At 59.1% G+C, this 17,064-nt stretch carries 13 protein-coding genes; 3 read left to right on the top strand and 10 right to left on the bottom strand.

Features of this window, described 5'->3' with window-relative positions; genetic code table 11:
- Nucleotides 1-264: 264 nt before the first annotated feature.
- The gene (locus tag KJY40_RS29580; RefSeq protein ID WP_230734224.1) at nt 265-1,935 is read left to right on the top strand and encodes a putative bifunctional diguanylate cyclase/phosphodiesterase; all 1,671 of its coding nucleotides are present in this window, start codon (nt 265-267) and stop codon (nt 1,933-1,935) included.
- Nucleotides 1,936-1,975: 40 nt separating this feature from the next.
- On the opposite strand, the gene KJY40_RS29575 is transcribed toward KJY40_RS29580, so the two are convergent.
- Entirely contained in the window at nt 1,976-3,370 is a 1,395-nt protein-coding gene (locus KJY40_RS29575; RefSeq protein ID WP_230734222.1) for a NorM family multidrug efflux MATE transporter, read from the bottom strand.
- Nucleotides 3,371-3,527: 157 nt separating this feature from the next.
- On the opposite strand from KJY40_RS29575, the gene KJY40_RS29570 reads away from it, so the two are divergent.
- Entirely contained in the window at nt 3,528-4,448 is a 921-nt protein-coding gene (locus tag KJY40_RS29570) for a LysR substrate-binding domain-containing protein (protein ID WP_230734220.1), read from the top strand.
- A gap of 181 nt (nt 4,449-4,629) precedes the next feature.
- Entirely contained in the window at nt 4,630-6,606 is a 1,977-nt protein-coding gene (locus KJY40_RS29565; protein ID WP_230734218.1) for a methyl-accepting chemotaxis protein, read from the top strand.
- 14 nt (nt 6,607-6,620) lie between these two features.
- Here KJY40_RS29565 and KJY40_RS29560 read toward each other — a convergent pair whose 3' ends face one another.
- From KJY40_RS29560 to KJY40_RS29520, 9 genes are all read right to left on the bottom strand, one after another.
- Nucleotides 6,621-7,334, bottom strand: a complete 714-nt coding sequence (locus tag KJY40_RS29560; protein WP_230734216.1) for a phosphocholine cytidylyltransferase family protein — start codon at nt 7,332-7,334, stop codon at nt 6,621-6,623.
- A 19-nt stretch (nt 7,335-7,353) separates the two neighbouring features.
- A complete protein-coding gene (locus tag KJY40_RS29555) occupies nt 7,354-7,950 on the bottom strand; it encodes a gamma-glutamyl-gamma-aminobutyrate hydrolase family protein (RefSeq protein WP_230734214.1) in 597 nt (198 codons plus the stop codon).
- The gene (locus tag KJY40_RS29550; protein ID WP_230734213.1) at nt 7,947-10,262 is read right to left on the bottom strand and encodes a PEP-utilizing enzyme; all 2,316 of its coding nucleotides are present in this window, start codon (nt 10,260-10,262) and stop codon (nt 7,947-7,949) included. The genes KJY40_RS29555 and KJY40_RS29550 overlap by 4 nt, the downstream gene beginning before the upstream one ends.
- A gap of 6 nt (nt 10,263-10,268) precedes the next feature.
- Nucleotides 10,269-11,018, bottom strand: coding sequence for a class I SAM-dependent methyltransferase (locus KJY40_RS29545; protein WP_230734211.1), 750 nt, complete (start codon nt 11,016-11,018; stop codon nt 10,269-10,271).
- Nucleotides 11,015-11,563 carry an adenylyl-sulfate kinase gene (locus KJY40_RS29540; RefSeq protein WP_230734208.1) on the bottom strand — a complete coding sequence of 183 codons (549 nt, stop codon included), beginning with the start codon at nt 11,561-11,563 and terminating at the stop codon, nt 11,015-11,017. The genes KJY40_RS29545 and KJY40_RS29540 overlap by 4 nt, the downstream gene beginning before the upstream one ends.
- Nucleotides 11,564-11,638: 75 nt before the next feature.
- The gene (locus KJY40_RS29535; RefSeq protein WP_230734206.1) at nt 11,639-12,901 is read right to left on the bottom strand and encodes a hypothetical protein; all 1,263 of its coding nucleotides are present in this window, start codon (nt 12,899-12,901) and stop codon (nt 11,639-11,641) included.
- A 277-nt stretch (nt 12,902-13,178) separates the two neighbouring features.
- Nucleotides 13,179-14,672: a YifB family Mg chelatase-like AAA ATPase gene (locus KJY40_RS29530; RefSeq protein ID WP_230734204.1), complete on the bottom strand. Its 1,494-nt coding sequence runs from the start codon at nt 14,670-14,672 to the stop codon at nt 13,179-13,181.
- Between the two features lie 190 nt (nt 14,673-14,862).
- Nucleotides 14,863-16,479 (bottom strand): anti-phage dCTP deaminase, encoded by a 1,617-nt coding sequence (locus tag KJY40_RS29525; RefSeq protein ID WP_230734202.1) that lies wholly within the window; start codon nt 16,477-16,479, stop codon nt 14,863-14,865.
- A gap of 41 nt (nt 16,480-16,520) precedes the next feature.
- Entirely contained in the window at nt 16,521-16,694 is a 174-nt protein-coding gene (locus tag KJY40_RS29520; RefSeq protein WP_165369534.1) for a hypothetical protein, read from the bottom strand.
- Nucleotides 16,695-17,064: the final 370 nt, after the last annotated feature.

Raw genomic sequence — 17,064 nt, 5'->3', positions numbered from 1 at the left:
ACGAAAATTCGGGAGTCGTTGACGAAATGGGCCGGCATTTTAACAGGCTCAGCGATTTGTGCTGCTCTCTCCGACTTGTGACGCAGCACGCGATTCAAATTTGCCGGTTTTGTTACTTTCACGCAGGATGCGCGGTGATTTTGCGGCTAATGTTCTCATTCGTGACACAAAATAACGTTTTGATAACCGTTGTCGTTTGGTCATTGGTAGCCGCAACGGCATAATGCCCGCCGCCCACATCATTGCAGAGTCTAGGGAGTCAGCTTGACTACGCCTGTCGAACCCTTGCGTTTGCTGCTACTGGCCGAAGAGCCAGCGTGGACAGCGTTATTGCGCGAGTGTCTGGCTCCGTTGGGGAGTGCGGCGGTGCTGATCAGCGCGCCGAACTGGGAGTCGGTCAGCAGCCTGTTCGAAGACAACCGCCACGCGGTGTTGTTGACCGTTCCTGCTTTGCAGCCGGCGCCTGGCCGTTGCAGCCTGCCGACGGTATTGCTTCTGGAACACGAGCCGGCGACTGCGCCCGACGGCGTCAGTGACTGGCTGGTGTTCGATGCCCTCGATGCCGGCATGCTTCGCCGTTGCCTGCGCCATGTGCGCGAACGCGGCGTGCTGGAAAACACCCTGCAACGCCTGGCCGAACAGGATCCCTTGACCGGCATCGCCAACCGTCAGGGTTTCCAGACCCTGCTCACGGCTCGGCTGGCCGAAAACGACGGTCGCGGCCTGGCCCTCGGGCACCTCGATCTCGACAACTTTCGTCACGCCAACGACGCCCTCGGCCATCAGGCCGGCGACCGCCTGATCCTGCAAGTCGTCGCACGGCTGAAAAGTCAGCTGGAAGTCGGCGATCAACTGGCACGCCTCGGCAGCGATGAATTCGCCTTGCTGATCGACACCCGCCGCGCCCCGCAACGGGCGGAATGGATGGCCGAACGCATCACCGAAGCCCTGGCCGAACCTTACTGGGTCGATGGCGAAAGCCTGTTGATCGGCTCCAGCCTCGGCATCGCCCATGCCCGTGCCCAGGGCGGCGCCGATCCGCTGATGTGGCACGCGCACATCGCCATGCAGCAGGCCAAGAGCACTCAGGGCTGCACCTTTCACATCTTCAACGAGCGGATCAACCGCAACGCGCGAAGCATGGCCGACCTCGAAAGCGAGCTGCGCCGGGCCTTGCGTCGCGATGAGCTGGAGCTGCACTACCAGCCGCGCCTGAACCTGCAGGACGGCCAGATCGTCGGCCTTGAAGCCTTGGTGCGCTGGCGCCACAGCGAACGCGGCCTGCTGCCGCCGAGCGAATTCGTGCCGCTGGCCGAGCAGAGCGGGCTGATCGTGCCGCTGGGTTACTGGGTGATTTCCCGGGCCCTGCGCGACATGCAGGCATTGCGCGAGCGTGGTCTGCCGGCGCTGCACATGGCGATCAACCTGTCGTTTCGCCAGTTTCAGGACAGCCAGTTGCTGCCGACGCTCAGCCGTTTGATCGCCGAGCGTGGGGTCGAGGCGCAATGGCTGGAGTTCGAACTCACCGAAACCGCCGTGATGCGCCGCAGTGATCTGGTCAAGCAGACCATGGACGCTCTCGGTCGCCTCGGCGTGCGTTTTTCGCTGGATGATTTCGGTACCGGGTTCTCGTCGTTCGTGCACCTCAACAGCCTGCCGATCACCTTGCTGAAGATCGACAAAAGCTTCGTCGGCGGCATGGAGCAGCGCGAAGAGAACCGAAAACTGGTGCACGCGATGATCAACCTCGCGCACAACCTGCACCTGGAAGTGGTGGCCGAAGGGGTGGAAACCCGGGAGCAACTGGATCTGCTGCGAGGGTTCGGCTGCGATCAGGTGCAGGGTTACCTGATCAGCAAGCCGTTGCCGTTGGCGGAGCTGGTTGATTACCTGGTGGCTGATGCCAGTCAGCCTCCGCTGGGTATCGTGGTCTGACGAACCAGTGGGCGGGAGCAGGGTTGCTCCCGCCGACCTGTCATTCCGGTTGAGCGATCTTGAAGCCTTGAGGTTGCGGCTCAAGCCGAATCATCCGCTTCATCTTCCATTCGAACGCCAGCGTCAGGCTCACCGCTGCACAGGCCAGCCCCAGCGCCAGACCCCACCAGACGCCGGTCGGCCCCCAGTGCAGATGGAACGCCATCAGCCACGCCGCCGGCGCACCGATCAGCCAGTAGCAACCGAGCCCGACCAGAAAGGTGGTCTTGGCATCCTTGAGCCCGCGAATGCAGCCCATGGCAATCGTCTGTGTGCCGTCGAACAGCTCGAACCACGCCGCCACGGCGAGCAGGCTCACGGCCAGACGAATCACCTCGGCAAACGCCGGGTCGTTATGGTCGAGGAACAAGCCGACCAACTGATTCGGCAGCAACCAGAACACCATCGCAAACCCCAGCATTACCACCGCACCGAAGACGATGCCGACCCGCCCGGACATCCGCGCATCGCTCAATTGCCCGGCGCCGTAATGCTGGCCGACGCGCATGGTGATCGCATACGACATCCCCGCCGGAACCATGAACGCCACCGAGACGATTTGCAGGGCGATCTGGTGCGCCGCCAGTTGCGTGCTGCCCATGGTGCCCATGCACAGCGCCGCGAAGGCGAACAGCCCGACTTCCACCGCGTAGGTCCCGCCAATCGGCAGGCCCAAACGCCAGAGTTCTTTGAGGTACTGCCGGTTCGGCCGCGACAGGCCTTCACTCAGTGGATAGGCGTCGTAGGCCGGATGTCGGCGAATGTGCCAGGCCAGTGCCAGTGCCATGCAGTTGGCGACAATCGCCGTGACCAGACCGATACCGGTCAGCCCCAGTTTCGGCAGACCGAACATGCCGGTGATCAGCGCGTAATTGAGCAGGAAGTTGGCCACCGTGCCGGCGAGACTGATGACCATCACCGGTGTTGCCCGGCCAATGGCGCTGGTGAAACCGCGCAGGGCCATGAAGCTCAGGTAGCCGGGCAGGGCGAACGGCAGGGCGATCAGGAACTGCCCGGCGGCGTTGACGTTGGTCTCGGTTTGGCCGAACAGCAGCAACACCGGTTTCAGGTTCCACAACAGCAACCCGGCACCGAGCGCCATCAGCCACGCCAGCCATAGCCCGGCCTGGGTCAGGCGGGCGGCGCCGATGATGTCGCCGGCGCCTTGACGAATCGCCACCAGAGTGCCGACCGCCGCGATCACGCCGATGCAGAAGATCGACACGAACGAATAGCTCGCCGCGCCCAGGCCGCCGCCGGCCAACGCTTCGGGGCTGAGGCGCGCCATCATCAGGGTGTCGGTCAGCACCATCAGCATGTGCGCCAACTGCGAGGCGATCAACGGCCCCGCCAGCCGCAGGATGGCCCAGAGTTCGGTACGCACAGGACGCTGCATGTTTTCACATCCTTATAAAAGAGGGAGCAAGAGACCGTCGATTCTCAGGGTTTGGCGCAGGTTGCACAAAGGGATAAAAAGGATGGGTGGCATGATTAAAACTCATCCTGCCGCGATTCTGCTAAGTTGGCGCAATCCCGCCATTGGAGCGTTGTGCATGTCCCGTCGTCTTCCACCCTTGTATGCCCTGCGCGCATTCGAAGCGGCGGCACGCCACAGTTCGTTCACCCGGGCCGCCGAAGAGTTGTCGATTACTCAGAGTGCTGTGAGCCGGCACATCCGCACGCTCGAAGAGCATTTCGCCTGCCGCTTGTTCCACCGCAGCGGGCGCAACCTGCAACTGACCGAGTCGGCGCGCCTGCTGCTGCCGGGCATCCGCGAGGGCTTCGCCGCCCTGGAGCGAGCCTGCAATACCTTGCGTGCCGAAGATGACATCCTGCGCATGAAAGCCCCGTCGACCCTGACCATGCGCTGGTTGCTGGCGCGGCTCAGTCGCTTCCGCCATTTGCAGCCGGGCAACGAGGTGCAACTGACCAGCGCGTGGATGGACGTGGATTCGGTGGATTTCAACAACGAACCCTTCGATTGCGCGGTGTTGCTCAGTGACGGGCATTTCCCGCCGGACTGGGAAGCCAGCCTGCTGTTTCCAGAGGAGCTGATTCCGGTCGGCGCGCCGAATCTTCTCAACGATCAGCCGTGGGACGTGGCGCGGCTGGCCAGCACCGAATTGCTGCACCCGACACCGGATCGCCGGGACTGGCGCAGTTGGCTGGACCACATGGGTCTGTCGGACCAGGTGTCGCTCAAGGGCGGGCAGGTGTTCGATACTCTGGAACTCGGGATGATTGCGGCCGCCCGAGGTTATGGGGTTTCCATGGGCGATCTGCTGATGGTGGCCGAAGACGTTGCGCAGGGACGCTTGAGTCTGCCGTGGCCAACGGCGGTCGCCAGCGGACTGAATTATTACCTGGTGTGGCCAAAAACTCGTCCGGGAGGTGAACGTTTGCGCCGCCTCAGCGACTTTCTGCAAGGCGAAGTCCGCGCCATGGCGCTGCCTGCGGTCACGCGCTTGAGCTGAAACGTTCGAGCCTGCACAATGCCGGCCTTTCGCCATAACCCCGTTGATCGCTCAAGTATTCGGTTTTACCGCCGAATACGTGCAGGTGGGACCGTCGTGCCGGTTTCACGCATCACCCCCATTATTAGAAGATTCCGAGTCGCGATCAGGGAGGATCCGCAGGCTCGGCCAGGAGCTGTCCATGTCTCAACCTCGCGCTCGGATCGCCTCGCAGCTGGGCCTCGCGCTCGCCGTGATACTGGCGATTGTCATCAGCGGCAGTACGGTGTTCGCCCTGCGTTCGCTGGACACTGCCAACCTCGCCACCCGTGAAGAACACCTGGCCAGCGAGGCACGCCTGCTCGCCGATCAGCTGAGCACTTTTCACGGCACGCTGCGTGAAAGCACCCAGCGCCTGAGCGGGTTGTTCGAGAAGCGCTTCAGCGCGGGCCTGAGCATTCACCCGAGCGAGCCGGTCAATGTCGCGGGCACTCAGACCCCGGGCCTGCACCTGGGCAGCGAAGTGTTGAACAACAACTTCAAGGAAGTCGACGAGTTCAAACAGATGACGGCGGGTGTCGCCACGCTGTTCGTGCGCAGCGGCGAAGACTTCATCCGCGTCAGCACCTCCCTGAGCAAACAGGACGGCACCCGCGCCATCGGCACCGTGCTTGACCATGCTCACCCGGCCTATGCGAAGTTGATGGCAGGGCAGGGTTACGTCGGCCGTGCCTTGCTGTTCGATCGTTCCTACATGACTCAATACACCCCGGTGCGTGATAGCAGCGGCAAGGTGATCGCGGTGTTGTTCGTCGGCTTCGATTACACCGACGCGCAGAACGCCCAGTTCGACAACCTCAAGCGCTTCCGCATCGGCCAGACCGGCTCGCTGGCGCTGCTGGACGAAAAGAACCAGTGGCTTGTGGCGCCGGCCGGCGTGCAGGCGCTGGATCAAGCGGTTCCAGTGATCAATGGCCTGGCGAAAGCGCCGGGTAAAGGCCGGTTCTGGAGCGACAAGTCCGAAGACTTCTACAGCATCGCCGTGCCGTTCGAAGGCGGTCCGTGGTCGGTGGTGGCGAGCATGCCGAAGGCCGAGATCCGCGCGGTGACCTGGAGCGTGGGCACTCAGCTGGCCATTGGCAGTCTGCTGGCGATGTTGCTGGCGGTTGGTTCCGTGGTCTGGCTGCTGCGCAGCAAACTGGCACCGTTGAGCGATCTGGTGCGTCAGGCCGAAGCCCTGGGCGCCGGTGATCTGAGCGTACGCCTGAACGTGTCGAGCAACGACGAAATCGGCCAGCTGGCTCGCGCGTTCAACCAGATGAGCCAAGCCCTGTCGACCATGGTCGAGCACATCCGCCGCGCCTCGGAAGAGGTCAACCGTCGGGCTCAAGCCCTGTCCGGGCTGTCCGGTGGCGCGTATGAAGGCATGGAGCAACAGTCTGGCGAAATCACCAGCATGGCCGGCGCCGTTGAAGAGTTCTCCGCTACGTCGCTGAACATTGCCGACAACATGGGCAACACCCAGCGTCTGGCCCAGGAAAATGCCCAGCAGACCCAGATCGGTCGCACCTCGATGGAAGAAGCGTCTTCCTCGCTGGAGCAGATTGCTGGCGCGCTGAACACCACCGCGACCGTGATCAACACGCTCGGTCAGCGCTCCCAGGAAATCGGCGGCATTGTCAGCGTGATCACCTCGATTGCCGAGCAGACCAACCTGCTGGCACTCAACGCCGCCATCGAAGCCGCCCGTGCCGGTGAACAAGGTCGCGGCTTTGCCGTGGTGGCCGACGAGGTACGCAGCCTGGCCTCGCGTACCCGTCAGGCGACGGATGAAATTTCCAGCATGATTCACAGCATCCAGCAGGAAACCGGCAACGCCATCAGCACCATGGAGCAAGGCAACCTGCTGATGCAGGAAGGCCTGTCGCGCAATGCCAACGTGGCGTCGGCGCTGGCGCGCATTGACGAGCAAAGTCGCTCGGCGGGTGAGCAGTTTGCCGCGATCACCACCGCGACTCAGGAGCAGAGCAGCACCGCGACTTTGCTCAGCAGCAACTTGCAGAGTATCGCGATGGCCAACAGCGAGCAGCGCGAAGTGGTGTCGAACCTGGCAATCACCGCCAAGGAACTGGAAGGCCTGGCGGCCGACCTGCGCCAAGAGGTCGACCGCTTCCGTTGAGGCGCCGTACCCGCTTACTGGTACGCGGAGAGGTCTTCGCTGGAGTCGACCTCTCCCCATTCTCCGCTGTAGGCCACGGCCGCGACCGGAACCCGGCCCGCCTCGATGACACGTTGCAGGGTGTTGGTCATGTGCATCTTGTCGCGTTGTTCCGGGGTCAGTTCGCCACGTAGCCGAACGACCTCTGCCCAGCCCTCCGGGGTGAAGCGCAGCAGCCCCATGTACTGGCCCTGAACTTCGTCCACCGATTGTGGCTTGTTGCCGATTTCGGCCAGCGTGCCGGCGTCGGTCAGGCGGAACGTTTCGGCATCCAGCAACGGATCGCCGAAGCGCTGCGTCCACAGTGCCAGCCAATGGGGGTCGTAGGTGACGGCCAGCGACGCTTCATTGGTCATCAACGACCGAACGGCGTCCGGGCTGTAGAAAATATCGGAATAACTCACGATGCACGGCTGGTCCTGCAGCCAGGACTCGGCACACGCCAGCGACGACACCATGTTGGTGTCCGCCCAGCGCGGATTATGAAATTCGGTCAGGCCACGGCCCGCCAGCAACTCGCTTTTATAACCGGTCACCACGGCGATTTCGCTGATGCCTGCTGCGCGCAAGGATTCCAGCTGCCATTCGAGCAGGGGTTTGCCCCGTAACTCGACCAGACACTTGGGGCGCTCATCCGTGAGGCTTTTCATGCGACTGCCACGTCCGGCAGCCAGAATAATGGCTTTCACAACACGTCTATCCCGTGAGTTATTGAAGGGGGGCGGGCTCGCCGAACAGCAGCCGGATACGTTCAAGGTCGTGGGCGGCAAAATCCGCTTCGCGCTCCGGGTGCCACATCCAGCCTTCCCAAGGCAATTGAAGGTGGCGGATGGCTTCGATTTCACCGTCTTCGCTGCGTGCCGTCACGTCGAACCCTTCCGGGCAGCCGGCGAGGGCGAGGCCGTGATAGCTGTTCACCTCGGCCACGATCCGGCCGGAAAGCTGATGCCGGGTTCGCACATGACCGCTGACCGGCTTCAGCTCGCCTCCGGACCAGTGCGCGAGCATCTGCATGCCGCGACAAATGCCCAGCACAGGTAACTGACGTGTACGTGCGTGATCCAGCAACTCGCTTTCTGTGCGGTCGCGGGCCGGGCACTGACCGATGTCATTGCCCCCCGACAGCACGATGGCGTGTGGCGCGACGGCCGCCAGCCAGTGATCGAGCGGCAAGCCGTTGGGCACGGGTACCGGAATGAAACCGGCTGCCAGAAGGAAACCGATCAGTCGCTGATCCAGCGCATCACGGGTTTCTCCTCGCTCTGGATGGCTGTCCACCCGTTGACTGACTGCGACCACCTTCATGTCATCATCTCCACCCGGCGGCCCGGGCAATCCAGGTGCAGGAAATCCGCGGTCGACCAGCGCCGGTAAAGCACTTCACCCGCACCAATGACGGCCGGCAGGCCCAGCTCGCCGGCACGGATCGCCATGTGCGAATTGGCGCCGCCCCACGCAGTGATCAACCCGGCAATCGGGTAGGCGAACAGCCAGTCGAAGCCCGGGTCGGCATTGGGAATGCAGACGATGGCCCCGGCGAGTTTGTCCCGGTCATCGCACAGCACAACCGGTGCGGTGACGCGTTTCTGAGTGATGAAGTTGGGTGCCGTTTCCGGCCACTCGAAACTCCAGACATCTTCCGGCCGGGTAATCACTGGCGGCAGGGAGACCTTGAGCGTCTCGGCATAGCGCGCCTTGCCCTGTTCGATGCTGCGCAGCAACACCTCTTTCGGATCCGCTGCCGCGACGTGCAGTTCGGTGAAGGCGCGGATGTCGCAATACGCCAGGTCTTCGCGGCCGATACCGTGCTCGGCACCGACCTGCGCGATCAATGCCAGTGCATCGGAGAGGTTGCGGGTGAAGTGAAACTTGGCCAGTTCGCGAAGTTCGATGCCGTTTTGCAGGAAGTCCAGCAAGCCTACCGGATCCGGCTGCAAGCCGTGGGCTTCGAGCAATTTCACGATCTCGCGCATCTGTGGCAGTGTCAGTGAAAACGGTTGAAGGGGTTCCGGTGCGGCCGGACGCTGGGTCCAGTCGAAATAGAGCTCCGGTGCTTCATCGTAACGGGGAGACAGAATGTCATAGGTGCCCGGTCGCAGATGGCCGTAGCGCGCGAGGAAAGTTGTCTTGTCGAGCGTTGCCCGGTCGCGCGCCAGCTGCCCGCTGACGGTTGAAACACCGGCCATGAACGCATCGTAGTCGGCCTGCGAGAAGACGCCCACGGACACCAGCGACCTGAGCATCTGCACGGCGACGAAACCCGCACGGGCCAGGCCGGCGAAGGGCAGGGTGCCGTAACGTTTGGCATCTTCCAGCAGCCAGTAAATGCGCTCCAGCGGGTCGGCATCGGAAGCCAGCAGCTCTTCGCGACGTGCATTGAGCACATCCAGCTTGTTGGCATCGCTGCGCCACAGACCGTCCTTGGGGTGGACGATGCGGTTGGTCAGCTTGCGCAGGCTGGTGCTGATCGCTTCCAGCTCGTGGGGCTGAAAGCCTGCATCGGCAAGGCGTTCCAGTTGTTGCGACAGGTCCAGGGTGTAGCACGAGAACACGATCTCGAACTCCACCTTGTCGTGGAGTGTCGGTTCGGCCAGCAACCGATCGATGTAGTAGTCGACCAGCCGCCCCGCCAGATCCTCATCGAGGTCCGCCGGAATGAACGAGTTGAACGACAGGCGCACATCGATATAGGGCAATCCGAAAAAGTGCGGCATCAGCGGAAAGCTGCGCAGGTTGCGATAGCCGTAGTTGTGGCGCTGGTAGGCCCAGATGGAGTCGGTCACCAGATCCCGGTACAGCGAGAGCGCCAACGGTTTGGGCCGGATACCGATGATCTCGGCCGGATTCCAGTCTGGCATCACGCCATAGACCGTGCGCTGGCCGATCAGGAAAGGATGCGGTCGCATGCCGCGGGCCACTTTGTGCTGAATGCTGTCCAGGCGGGCCGATTGCTCGGCATCGGTTTCCGGACGGGAAGGCAGGATCAGCGGTCGGGCCTGTAACAGCCAGAGCACTTCGCCTTCGGTTTCACGGGTGACTGCAAACTCGCAGTCGACAGGCCCGCCGCCGAACAGCGCCAGCAACTCTTCGAGCAAGCCGACCACAGGCGCGAGCGTCGCTGGCGCTGAAATCTTGCTGTGGGCCGCCTGCTGCCAGAGCCGACCGCCCATGCCACCGGTCACCGAGGCCGTGTCGCTGCCTTCCGACCAATTCACCACGCGATAGGGTGCGCAAGTGTTGGGATCGTGGGAAAAGGCTACGCCCGAGCGCAGCACATTCTCCAGCATGGGCTGGACCAGAATTTCGTCCGCCGCAAACAGCTCGCCATAACTGGCGATGACCTGTTCGATCGCCGAGGCCAGCCCTGCATCGTCGACATTCGGGATCGACAGGAAGGCACCCGCGAAGGACGCCTGGGCACTGTCCTCGCGCCCGCAACTGGAACGCACGATCCAGGGGGCGGCCGGCAGCCGCTCACGGATCGCCTGGACACAGGCTTGCCGATCCCGTTGCCAGTCCGCCACGGTGAATGCCAGCAGCGGCGCAATGCGGGCCGACACGAGTCGTCCTTGCAGGCTGGACAGCGTTCCGGCCTTGGTAGAGAAGTGCAGGGCCATCAGGCGTTATCTCAGCTGAGCGACCCAAATGTTCGTCGAGTACGGAATCTGGATCGAAGGTGTCTTCAGGCCTTTGAGGTAGTCGTCGATGGCGCTGATCACTTCATGGAAATTCGCACCGGCCTGACGCTCGAGCGTGGCGTGGGAGCGCCAGGCTTCCAGGCATTCTTCGATGCTCTGCTCGTGAATGACGCGGGCATCCAGGTGCACGACCGGGCCGAACAGTTCGCTGGCGTCGATCACGGCCGTCTGGTCCTCGCGGCGGGTGCCGTAGCCATAACCCGGTACGCGTTCCTTGATGATGGCTTCGATCCGGGCCTGGATCGGGTCTTCGAGGTTGCGGTGGTTCCACATGCAGGCGAACCAGCCACGTGGCTTGAGAATGCGCGCGGTTTCCTTGAGGGCCTGTTGGCGGTCGCAGACGTTGAACGAGCTGCCGAAGGTGACCATGTCGAACGCCTGGGTCGCTTGTCCGGTCGCTTCGCCGGTGCCTTCGTGCCATTTGACGTTGACCAGCTCGGCGGTGCGCTTGATGCCGTTGGCGCGCATCGCGTCGTTGGGCTCCACGGCGGTGACGTCCAGGCCGCGAGCGGCCAGCATCAGCGTCAGGTGAGCAACGCCAGCGCCGACGTCACAGAATTTGTCACCCTGTTCGGCACCCGCAATCGAGAGCATGGCGTCGATGGCCGCATCGGCGTAGTCAGGGCGCTTCAGGTAAGCGTCGGCCAGGGTGGTGTAATCCCATTCGGTTTTCATGCCGGATTCCTTGTGTGAATTTTATTGAGTAAATCGTCTGCCAGGTCGTGCCTGGAGCGCAGGGGGTCGAATTCAACCAGCCAGTCTGCTGCCTGCGGTTCATCCACAGGCAGGTCGAGTCCGGCCACGTTGTGCAGTTCACCGGCGTGAAAGCGGCGGTAGATGCCCTTGGGATCCCGGCGCCTGAGTTCCTCTACCGGCACTTTGAGGTAGACCTCGAAATAGCCGGGCAGATGGGCGCGGTTCCACGCATGAACTTCACGAAACAGCGAAATGGTCGCGATCACCACGGTGTGACCTTGCGCGGCGATCATTCGGCAGAGGTGGGCATATTGCATGGCCAGTGCGAGTCGCCCTTCGCGGCCATGGTTCTGCGAATTGTCGGCGGTGGCCCCGAACACCTCGCGCAGCTCATCGCCGTCGAGCATCACAACCGATTGGCCGTTGCTGCGCAGGCGGGCAACCAGCTCACCGGCCAGCGTTGACTTGCCGGCGCCTGAAAGGCCCGTTATCCAGATCACTTGCGCGTGAGGGTTACATTTCATAGCGTTCTGACCAGTGTCCGGTTTGGGTACCTGACGTGATGAACCTGTCGCCGGTTCAACACGCGATACAAGTATTCAGTCACGTTCATTAATGTTGCCAAAAGAATCGATGGTTAGTTGGCAGAACATCGAGTCGTGCCTGTTTTCAATCAGGTCGTGAAATACATCCTGCGGTAGCGGCAAGTTGTTGTACTGCGTTTCATAGAACTTCTTGTAAATGAAGTAACAGTCTTCAGGCGACATCAGGCTGAACCCTAGGGCCAACTCTTTTAGTTCATCACCGTTCTTGGCGATAGGCAGCAAGTTGTTCATTTGTTGCAGCCAGACATCGACGGTTGGATTGGACTCTTCGGTAGTCGGGACGTAATAGATCGGCAGCTTGCAGGTATTGAGCATGAACGACACGCCGCCGGTCGAGGCGTCGGTGATGATGGTGTCGCACTGTTGATAGAAAACCGTACTGCTGGTGCCTGCCGTGTCGATGGTGATCCAGTCATACGCCGAGAGCTGGCTGCACAAGTCCTTCAGGGTTGAATGCTGAAGGTCGGCCATGTATGGACGCAGGATGAACCTGGCGTGGGGTAGCTGTGACTTGACCGCGTTGATCACGGTTTGCAGGTTTTCATACAGGGACGCGCCGCTTGGGCAGATTCCCAGTTGGGTCGGCAGCAGCCCGACAACGTAGTCATCTGATGCCTTGTCCGACACGGGAGCGGATTCGAAGAATCTCGGGACCTTGATGGGCAGCGTCGCAACCGGGCTGGTCTTGCGCAGGTCGGCGCGCAAGGCTATGCCATCGGCAATCAGCGATTTCAGGGCCTTTCTGTCCGGCCTGTAGCGTTGCAGACCCGATCGGATCAGATCAAAACCCGATCGGGACGAAGAAATGACCACGTCCCAATAGGACGTCAGTTCGGCGTAGTAATACTTGTCCTTGGTCGGCATTCCCACATTGCCGTGGGTCATGAAGATGCCGAAGTTTGAATCGTCCAGCAGTCGGCCTATCCAGGCATCGTTTGAAATCACGACTTGTGAAGCCAGGTTCGCGATGACTTCGACCTCTACCTGCTCAACCGGATAGTCGAGGATCTCCTCTGCCTCCTGCCTGCTCAGGCCGGTCTTGTCGGTTTGCAGCACGATGCAGTTGTAGGTGTGTCGCAGGGCATTGAGCGCCGGGATCAGGTATTCGAGATATGTTTTGCCGCCACGGGTGACATTGCTGATCAGGTAGACGTTTTTCATTAATGATGTGTACTTATAAAGTTTGCCGTGGCAAAACAAAGCTGGATCGGCTGGGTATGCGTGGACAATTAACTGATTGATATTGTCCAGGCGCATTCGCCATGGAAATCTGTCATGGGCAGTTATTTTCAGTCTGCCGTCTCATGATGATTTTAATTGATCAAGTACATTGCGCCCGGTGGGCTGAAGAAATCTTTTCCATGATATGCCGCCTCCATTTTATTGTGCTTTAAAGTTTGAACTATTTAACTAATAGCTCTGGTGTCTGATAAAGAACGCCGTCGTTATATCACATATTGGCTAATGGCTATCAGCGCGTGCGGACTTTATTTTCAGCCGGCGCAGACCACTTGCAAGCAGTCTGTCCATCCCCTCATTGCGTCGCCGGGCGATACTGAAGCGCTTCGGCCAGGTGCTCACGGGAGATGGCATCAACCTTCTCTATATCGGCCAATGTCCGTGCAACCTTGAGCAGGCGATGCGCCGAACGCAGTGAAAGTGTCAGTCGTTCGCATGCAGACTCCAGCCAGTGTTCATCGGTTGTGGATAACTTGCAGTGTCTGCGCAACCCCGGCAAATCCAGAAACGCATTCGCGCAGCCTTGGCGTTTTTGCTGTCGCTCCCGGGCTTCGGCGACCTGAATAGCCGCTGTGGCGCTGTCCTCTCCGGGTTTCATTGTCGGGTTCAATGCAGTGGCCTCCCGTGCAACGGTCAGGTGCAGATCGATCCGGTCCAGCAACGGCCCCGACAACTTGTTGCGATAACGCTGCACCATGTCCGGGGTGCAGGAGCAGCGTCCGCTCGGCTCGCCAAGATATCCACAGGGGCAGGGATTCATCGCGGCGACCAGCTGGAATCTTGCGGGAAACCGCACTCGCTCCTTGGCCCGGGCAATCACGATCCAGCCGGACTCCAAGGGCTCACGTAGAACTTCCAGCACCTTGCGATCAAATTCCGGCAGTTCGTCGAGGAACAGTACGCCGTGGTGTGCGAGGGTGATTTCGCCGGGTTGCGGTTTTGTACTGCCACCGACCAGTGCCGGACCGGAGGCCGAATGATGTGGTTGGCGGAACGGGCGCTGCGGCCAGTGGGTCAGTGGCGCGCCGCTGGCAACGGATTGAATGGCTGCAACTTCCAGCGCTTCACTCTCGGCCAAGGGCGGGAGCAACCCCGGCAAACGGCTGGCCAGCAATGTCTTGCCCGTTCCCGGTGGTCCGCTGAGCAGCAGGTTGTGCGCCCCCGCTGCTGCAATCAGCAGCGCCCGTTTGGCAGACAGTTGGCCCTGCACTTCATTCAGGTCGGGATAGGGTTTGGCGGCATGGATCAGCCCATCCGAGATATAAGGCTCGACCGGTGTATGCCCATTGAAATGCGCCACTGCCTCCAGCAGATGATCCACCGCGATCACCTTCAGCCCTGATGCCAGGCACGCTTCCTCGGCATTCGCCCGGGGCACCACCAGCGTCCGCCCGGCCTTGCGTGCTGCCAGCGCCGCTGGCAACACCCCACGCACCGCCCGCACTGCGCCGGATAACGCCAGCTCACCGAGGCATTCCACGTCATCCAGCGTCAACGTCGGCACCTGCACACTCGCCGACAGAATCCCCAGCGCAATCGCCAGATCGAACCGCCCGCCATCCTTGGGCAGATCCGCCGGCGCCAGATTCAACGTGATCCGCCGCGCCGGAAACTGCAGCCCGGAATTGATGATCGCGCTTCGTACTCGATCCTTGCTCTCCTTCACCGCCGCTTCGGGCAGGCCGACCATGGTCAGCGAGGGCAGGCCGTTGGCCAGGTGAACTTCGACGGTGACGGCGGGAGCATCCACGCCTATCTGGGCGCGGCTGTGGACGATGGCGAGGGACATGGTCGTTCCTTGAGTTGAATCGGGGGCCGCTTCCTGCGGGTTTTTTAAGGATAGTAGGGGGCGTGGAGTTTTGCGGGAGATTACGAGGACAAATATAAACCAAATATTACTTGGATTTACTTTATGGAAAAACGACAAGCGTTTAAGTTTTAAGTAGAAGATGGAGAGATATTCTCACCATCTTCATTTTTTAAGCCGCTCTTGGCGGTGTAGGAGAGGACGGCGGTGGAGGAACATCTATAGGGGGAGTTGGTTGTGTAGAGGGAGATACCTTGGACATTAGGTCTTGAACAACCTTTCCTTCGATTGTCTGATAGGGGTCAAGATACTCTGTTCCAATATGCGTTGCGTCGGTTTTGATTATATCAATTGCCGAACCTGAGCTATCCTTTCTGTTGCCGCGAGCTATAAAGAATGATGCATATTTGCTCGGCGCTACTCCTGAGAATGTTTCAAACAAGGTTTTTCCGACATGGTTTTCATCGGTTGTAATTGCATCTTCATGAAGGTCTAATGCGAGACTTTTTTCGTAAGGCTCAATGTAAACTACACGCTTGATTCCTGCAGCGATAATATGTCTGGCGCAATTGTGGCATGGAAATGTTGTTGTATATAGTACGCAGGAGTCAGTAGAGTTTCCTTGCGAGCGAGCGAGTCCTAATATAGCCTCCATTTCCGCATGAATAGCTCTGGAAAACTCAATGATTGATCCTGCTCTGGTTTCTTTCTGAATGAGTTTTGCTAGCTCGTCTTTTACGTCGTCGGTTACAGTTATTTTTTGGCTAACAATTTTTACAATGTCTTGAATGAGTGCTGACTTATGAATGTCGTTATAGCATTTTCCGCCATGGTAAATACATCTTTGATCGTTTTTAGAGTCTGAAGTGTAGAGCCCTCCTCCAAACTTTGGTACGTCATTCCATCCCAAAGAAATTATGTTGCCCTCTTTGTTCGCTATTGCAGCACCCACTTGCCTGCTTAAGCAAGCGGACTTCAACGAGGCGGAGTAGGCAGCATACATTCCTGATTCGTCCTTGGTAGGAGTTACACCATTTTTTCCATGGACTAGAGCTACGAAACGTTGGCAAGGATGTAGCAGATTTGAAATAGAGTCCTGATTGTTTCGGATGAAATAATCGGCAAGTTGGACAGTTTTTTCTAATTTTTGCCCATATGAAGTTCTTAACTCGTCCCTGTCCCGATCTATCAGGAACTGTGCGTCGTGACCAGGTATGCGTTCAGTTCTTGTTAAGTAATTGAACCTGACATTCTGCGGGCTCAAAACACCAATAAGATAAAATATGTTTCCATAAACGAGTTTGAATAGTTCAGCTTCTTCGGGGTGTTTTAGCTGGTCAACTATATAGACCGTTTTGGGCGGTTTTTCTATATCATTTTTTCGCATGGCGATGTCGCGGTTTGCGGCTACTTTTGCCATGGCGAGTGCAGCTAATATCTGGAAGTCAAAGCGTTGACGTAAATCATTTCCAAGGTCTTGCAGTGTTGTATACCGCTCTTTACCCGGCGAGGGGTTCAACGACAATTTTGAGAGTCTCGGAGGTAGTCCATTTTCTCTGTAATAGTCTTTAATTATATCGCTGATCTTAATGTGTTCGGTTAGGTACCCGTACTCTTCGAACTGAGCTCGAATAGTTCGTATTACATCGGCAAGGTTACAGCCTACGGGACCGCAGAACGCAATAACTATTTCGTCGCTGCGGCGACCTTCTATGCGTTCCCCAATTGTTCGAATATTTGAATGGCTGTCATTATTTTTAGGATGACTTTCCTTGGGGACTGCTGACATTTTTCGCGCCTTTCCCTGCGCGAGCTAAAGGAGCTGGTGTGTTACCAGTCAACTTTTTGCGCGCGAGCCAAAATGTTATTTATTGCTTTTTTATATTCTTCATCGGCTTTTTTTTCTTTGAAAGCGGCGAAGCCGATAATGTTGGAGCTCTGATTGTTGTCCAGACGTGACGATTTATCATTTTGATAAATTTTTGTGTCATCAGATCTCTTCATTTCGTTTTCCTTCCTCTCAATGCATACGAGGTTTGACTTTAAAAAACGGAGCATTCTACAGTCAATAATCACGAAATCAACGGCTTTGCAAGCCATAGATTAGCTTGTGATGGAGTGATGGCAAGCTGATTGGAAAAATTGACATTTGCATGGTGAAGCTCCACGAGATTTGAAGGCCGCTGGCTTTAAGCAATGCTCGAATCTGATCTGAGGCGTTCTGAGGAGCTCATTTTGAGATTTGCTGCCAGACGGCCGAATCATAGGTTAAAGAGAGAAGAGCTAGAATCAGGCGCGAGAGCTAATCCTTGTAGGACCATGCCCAAATTGCTGAAGGACGTCGGCGAAAGGGTTCGGAGGTCTTGAATAGCTG

It is taken from the genome of Pseudomonas fitomaticsae, assembly GCF_021018765.1.
Lineage (GTDB): Bacteria > Pseudomonadota > Gammaproteobacteria > Pseudomonadales > Pseudomonadaceae > Aquipseudomonas > Aquipseudomonas fitomaticsae.
Note: the sequence above shows the minus strand (reverse complement) of the source record. Positions and strands in the feature narration are given on the sequence as shown.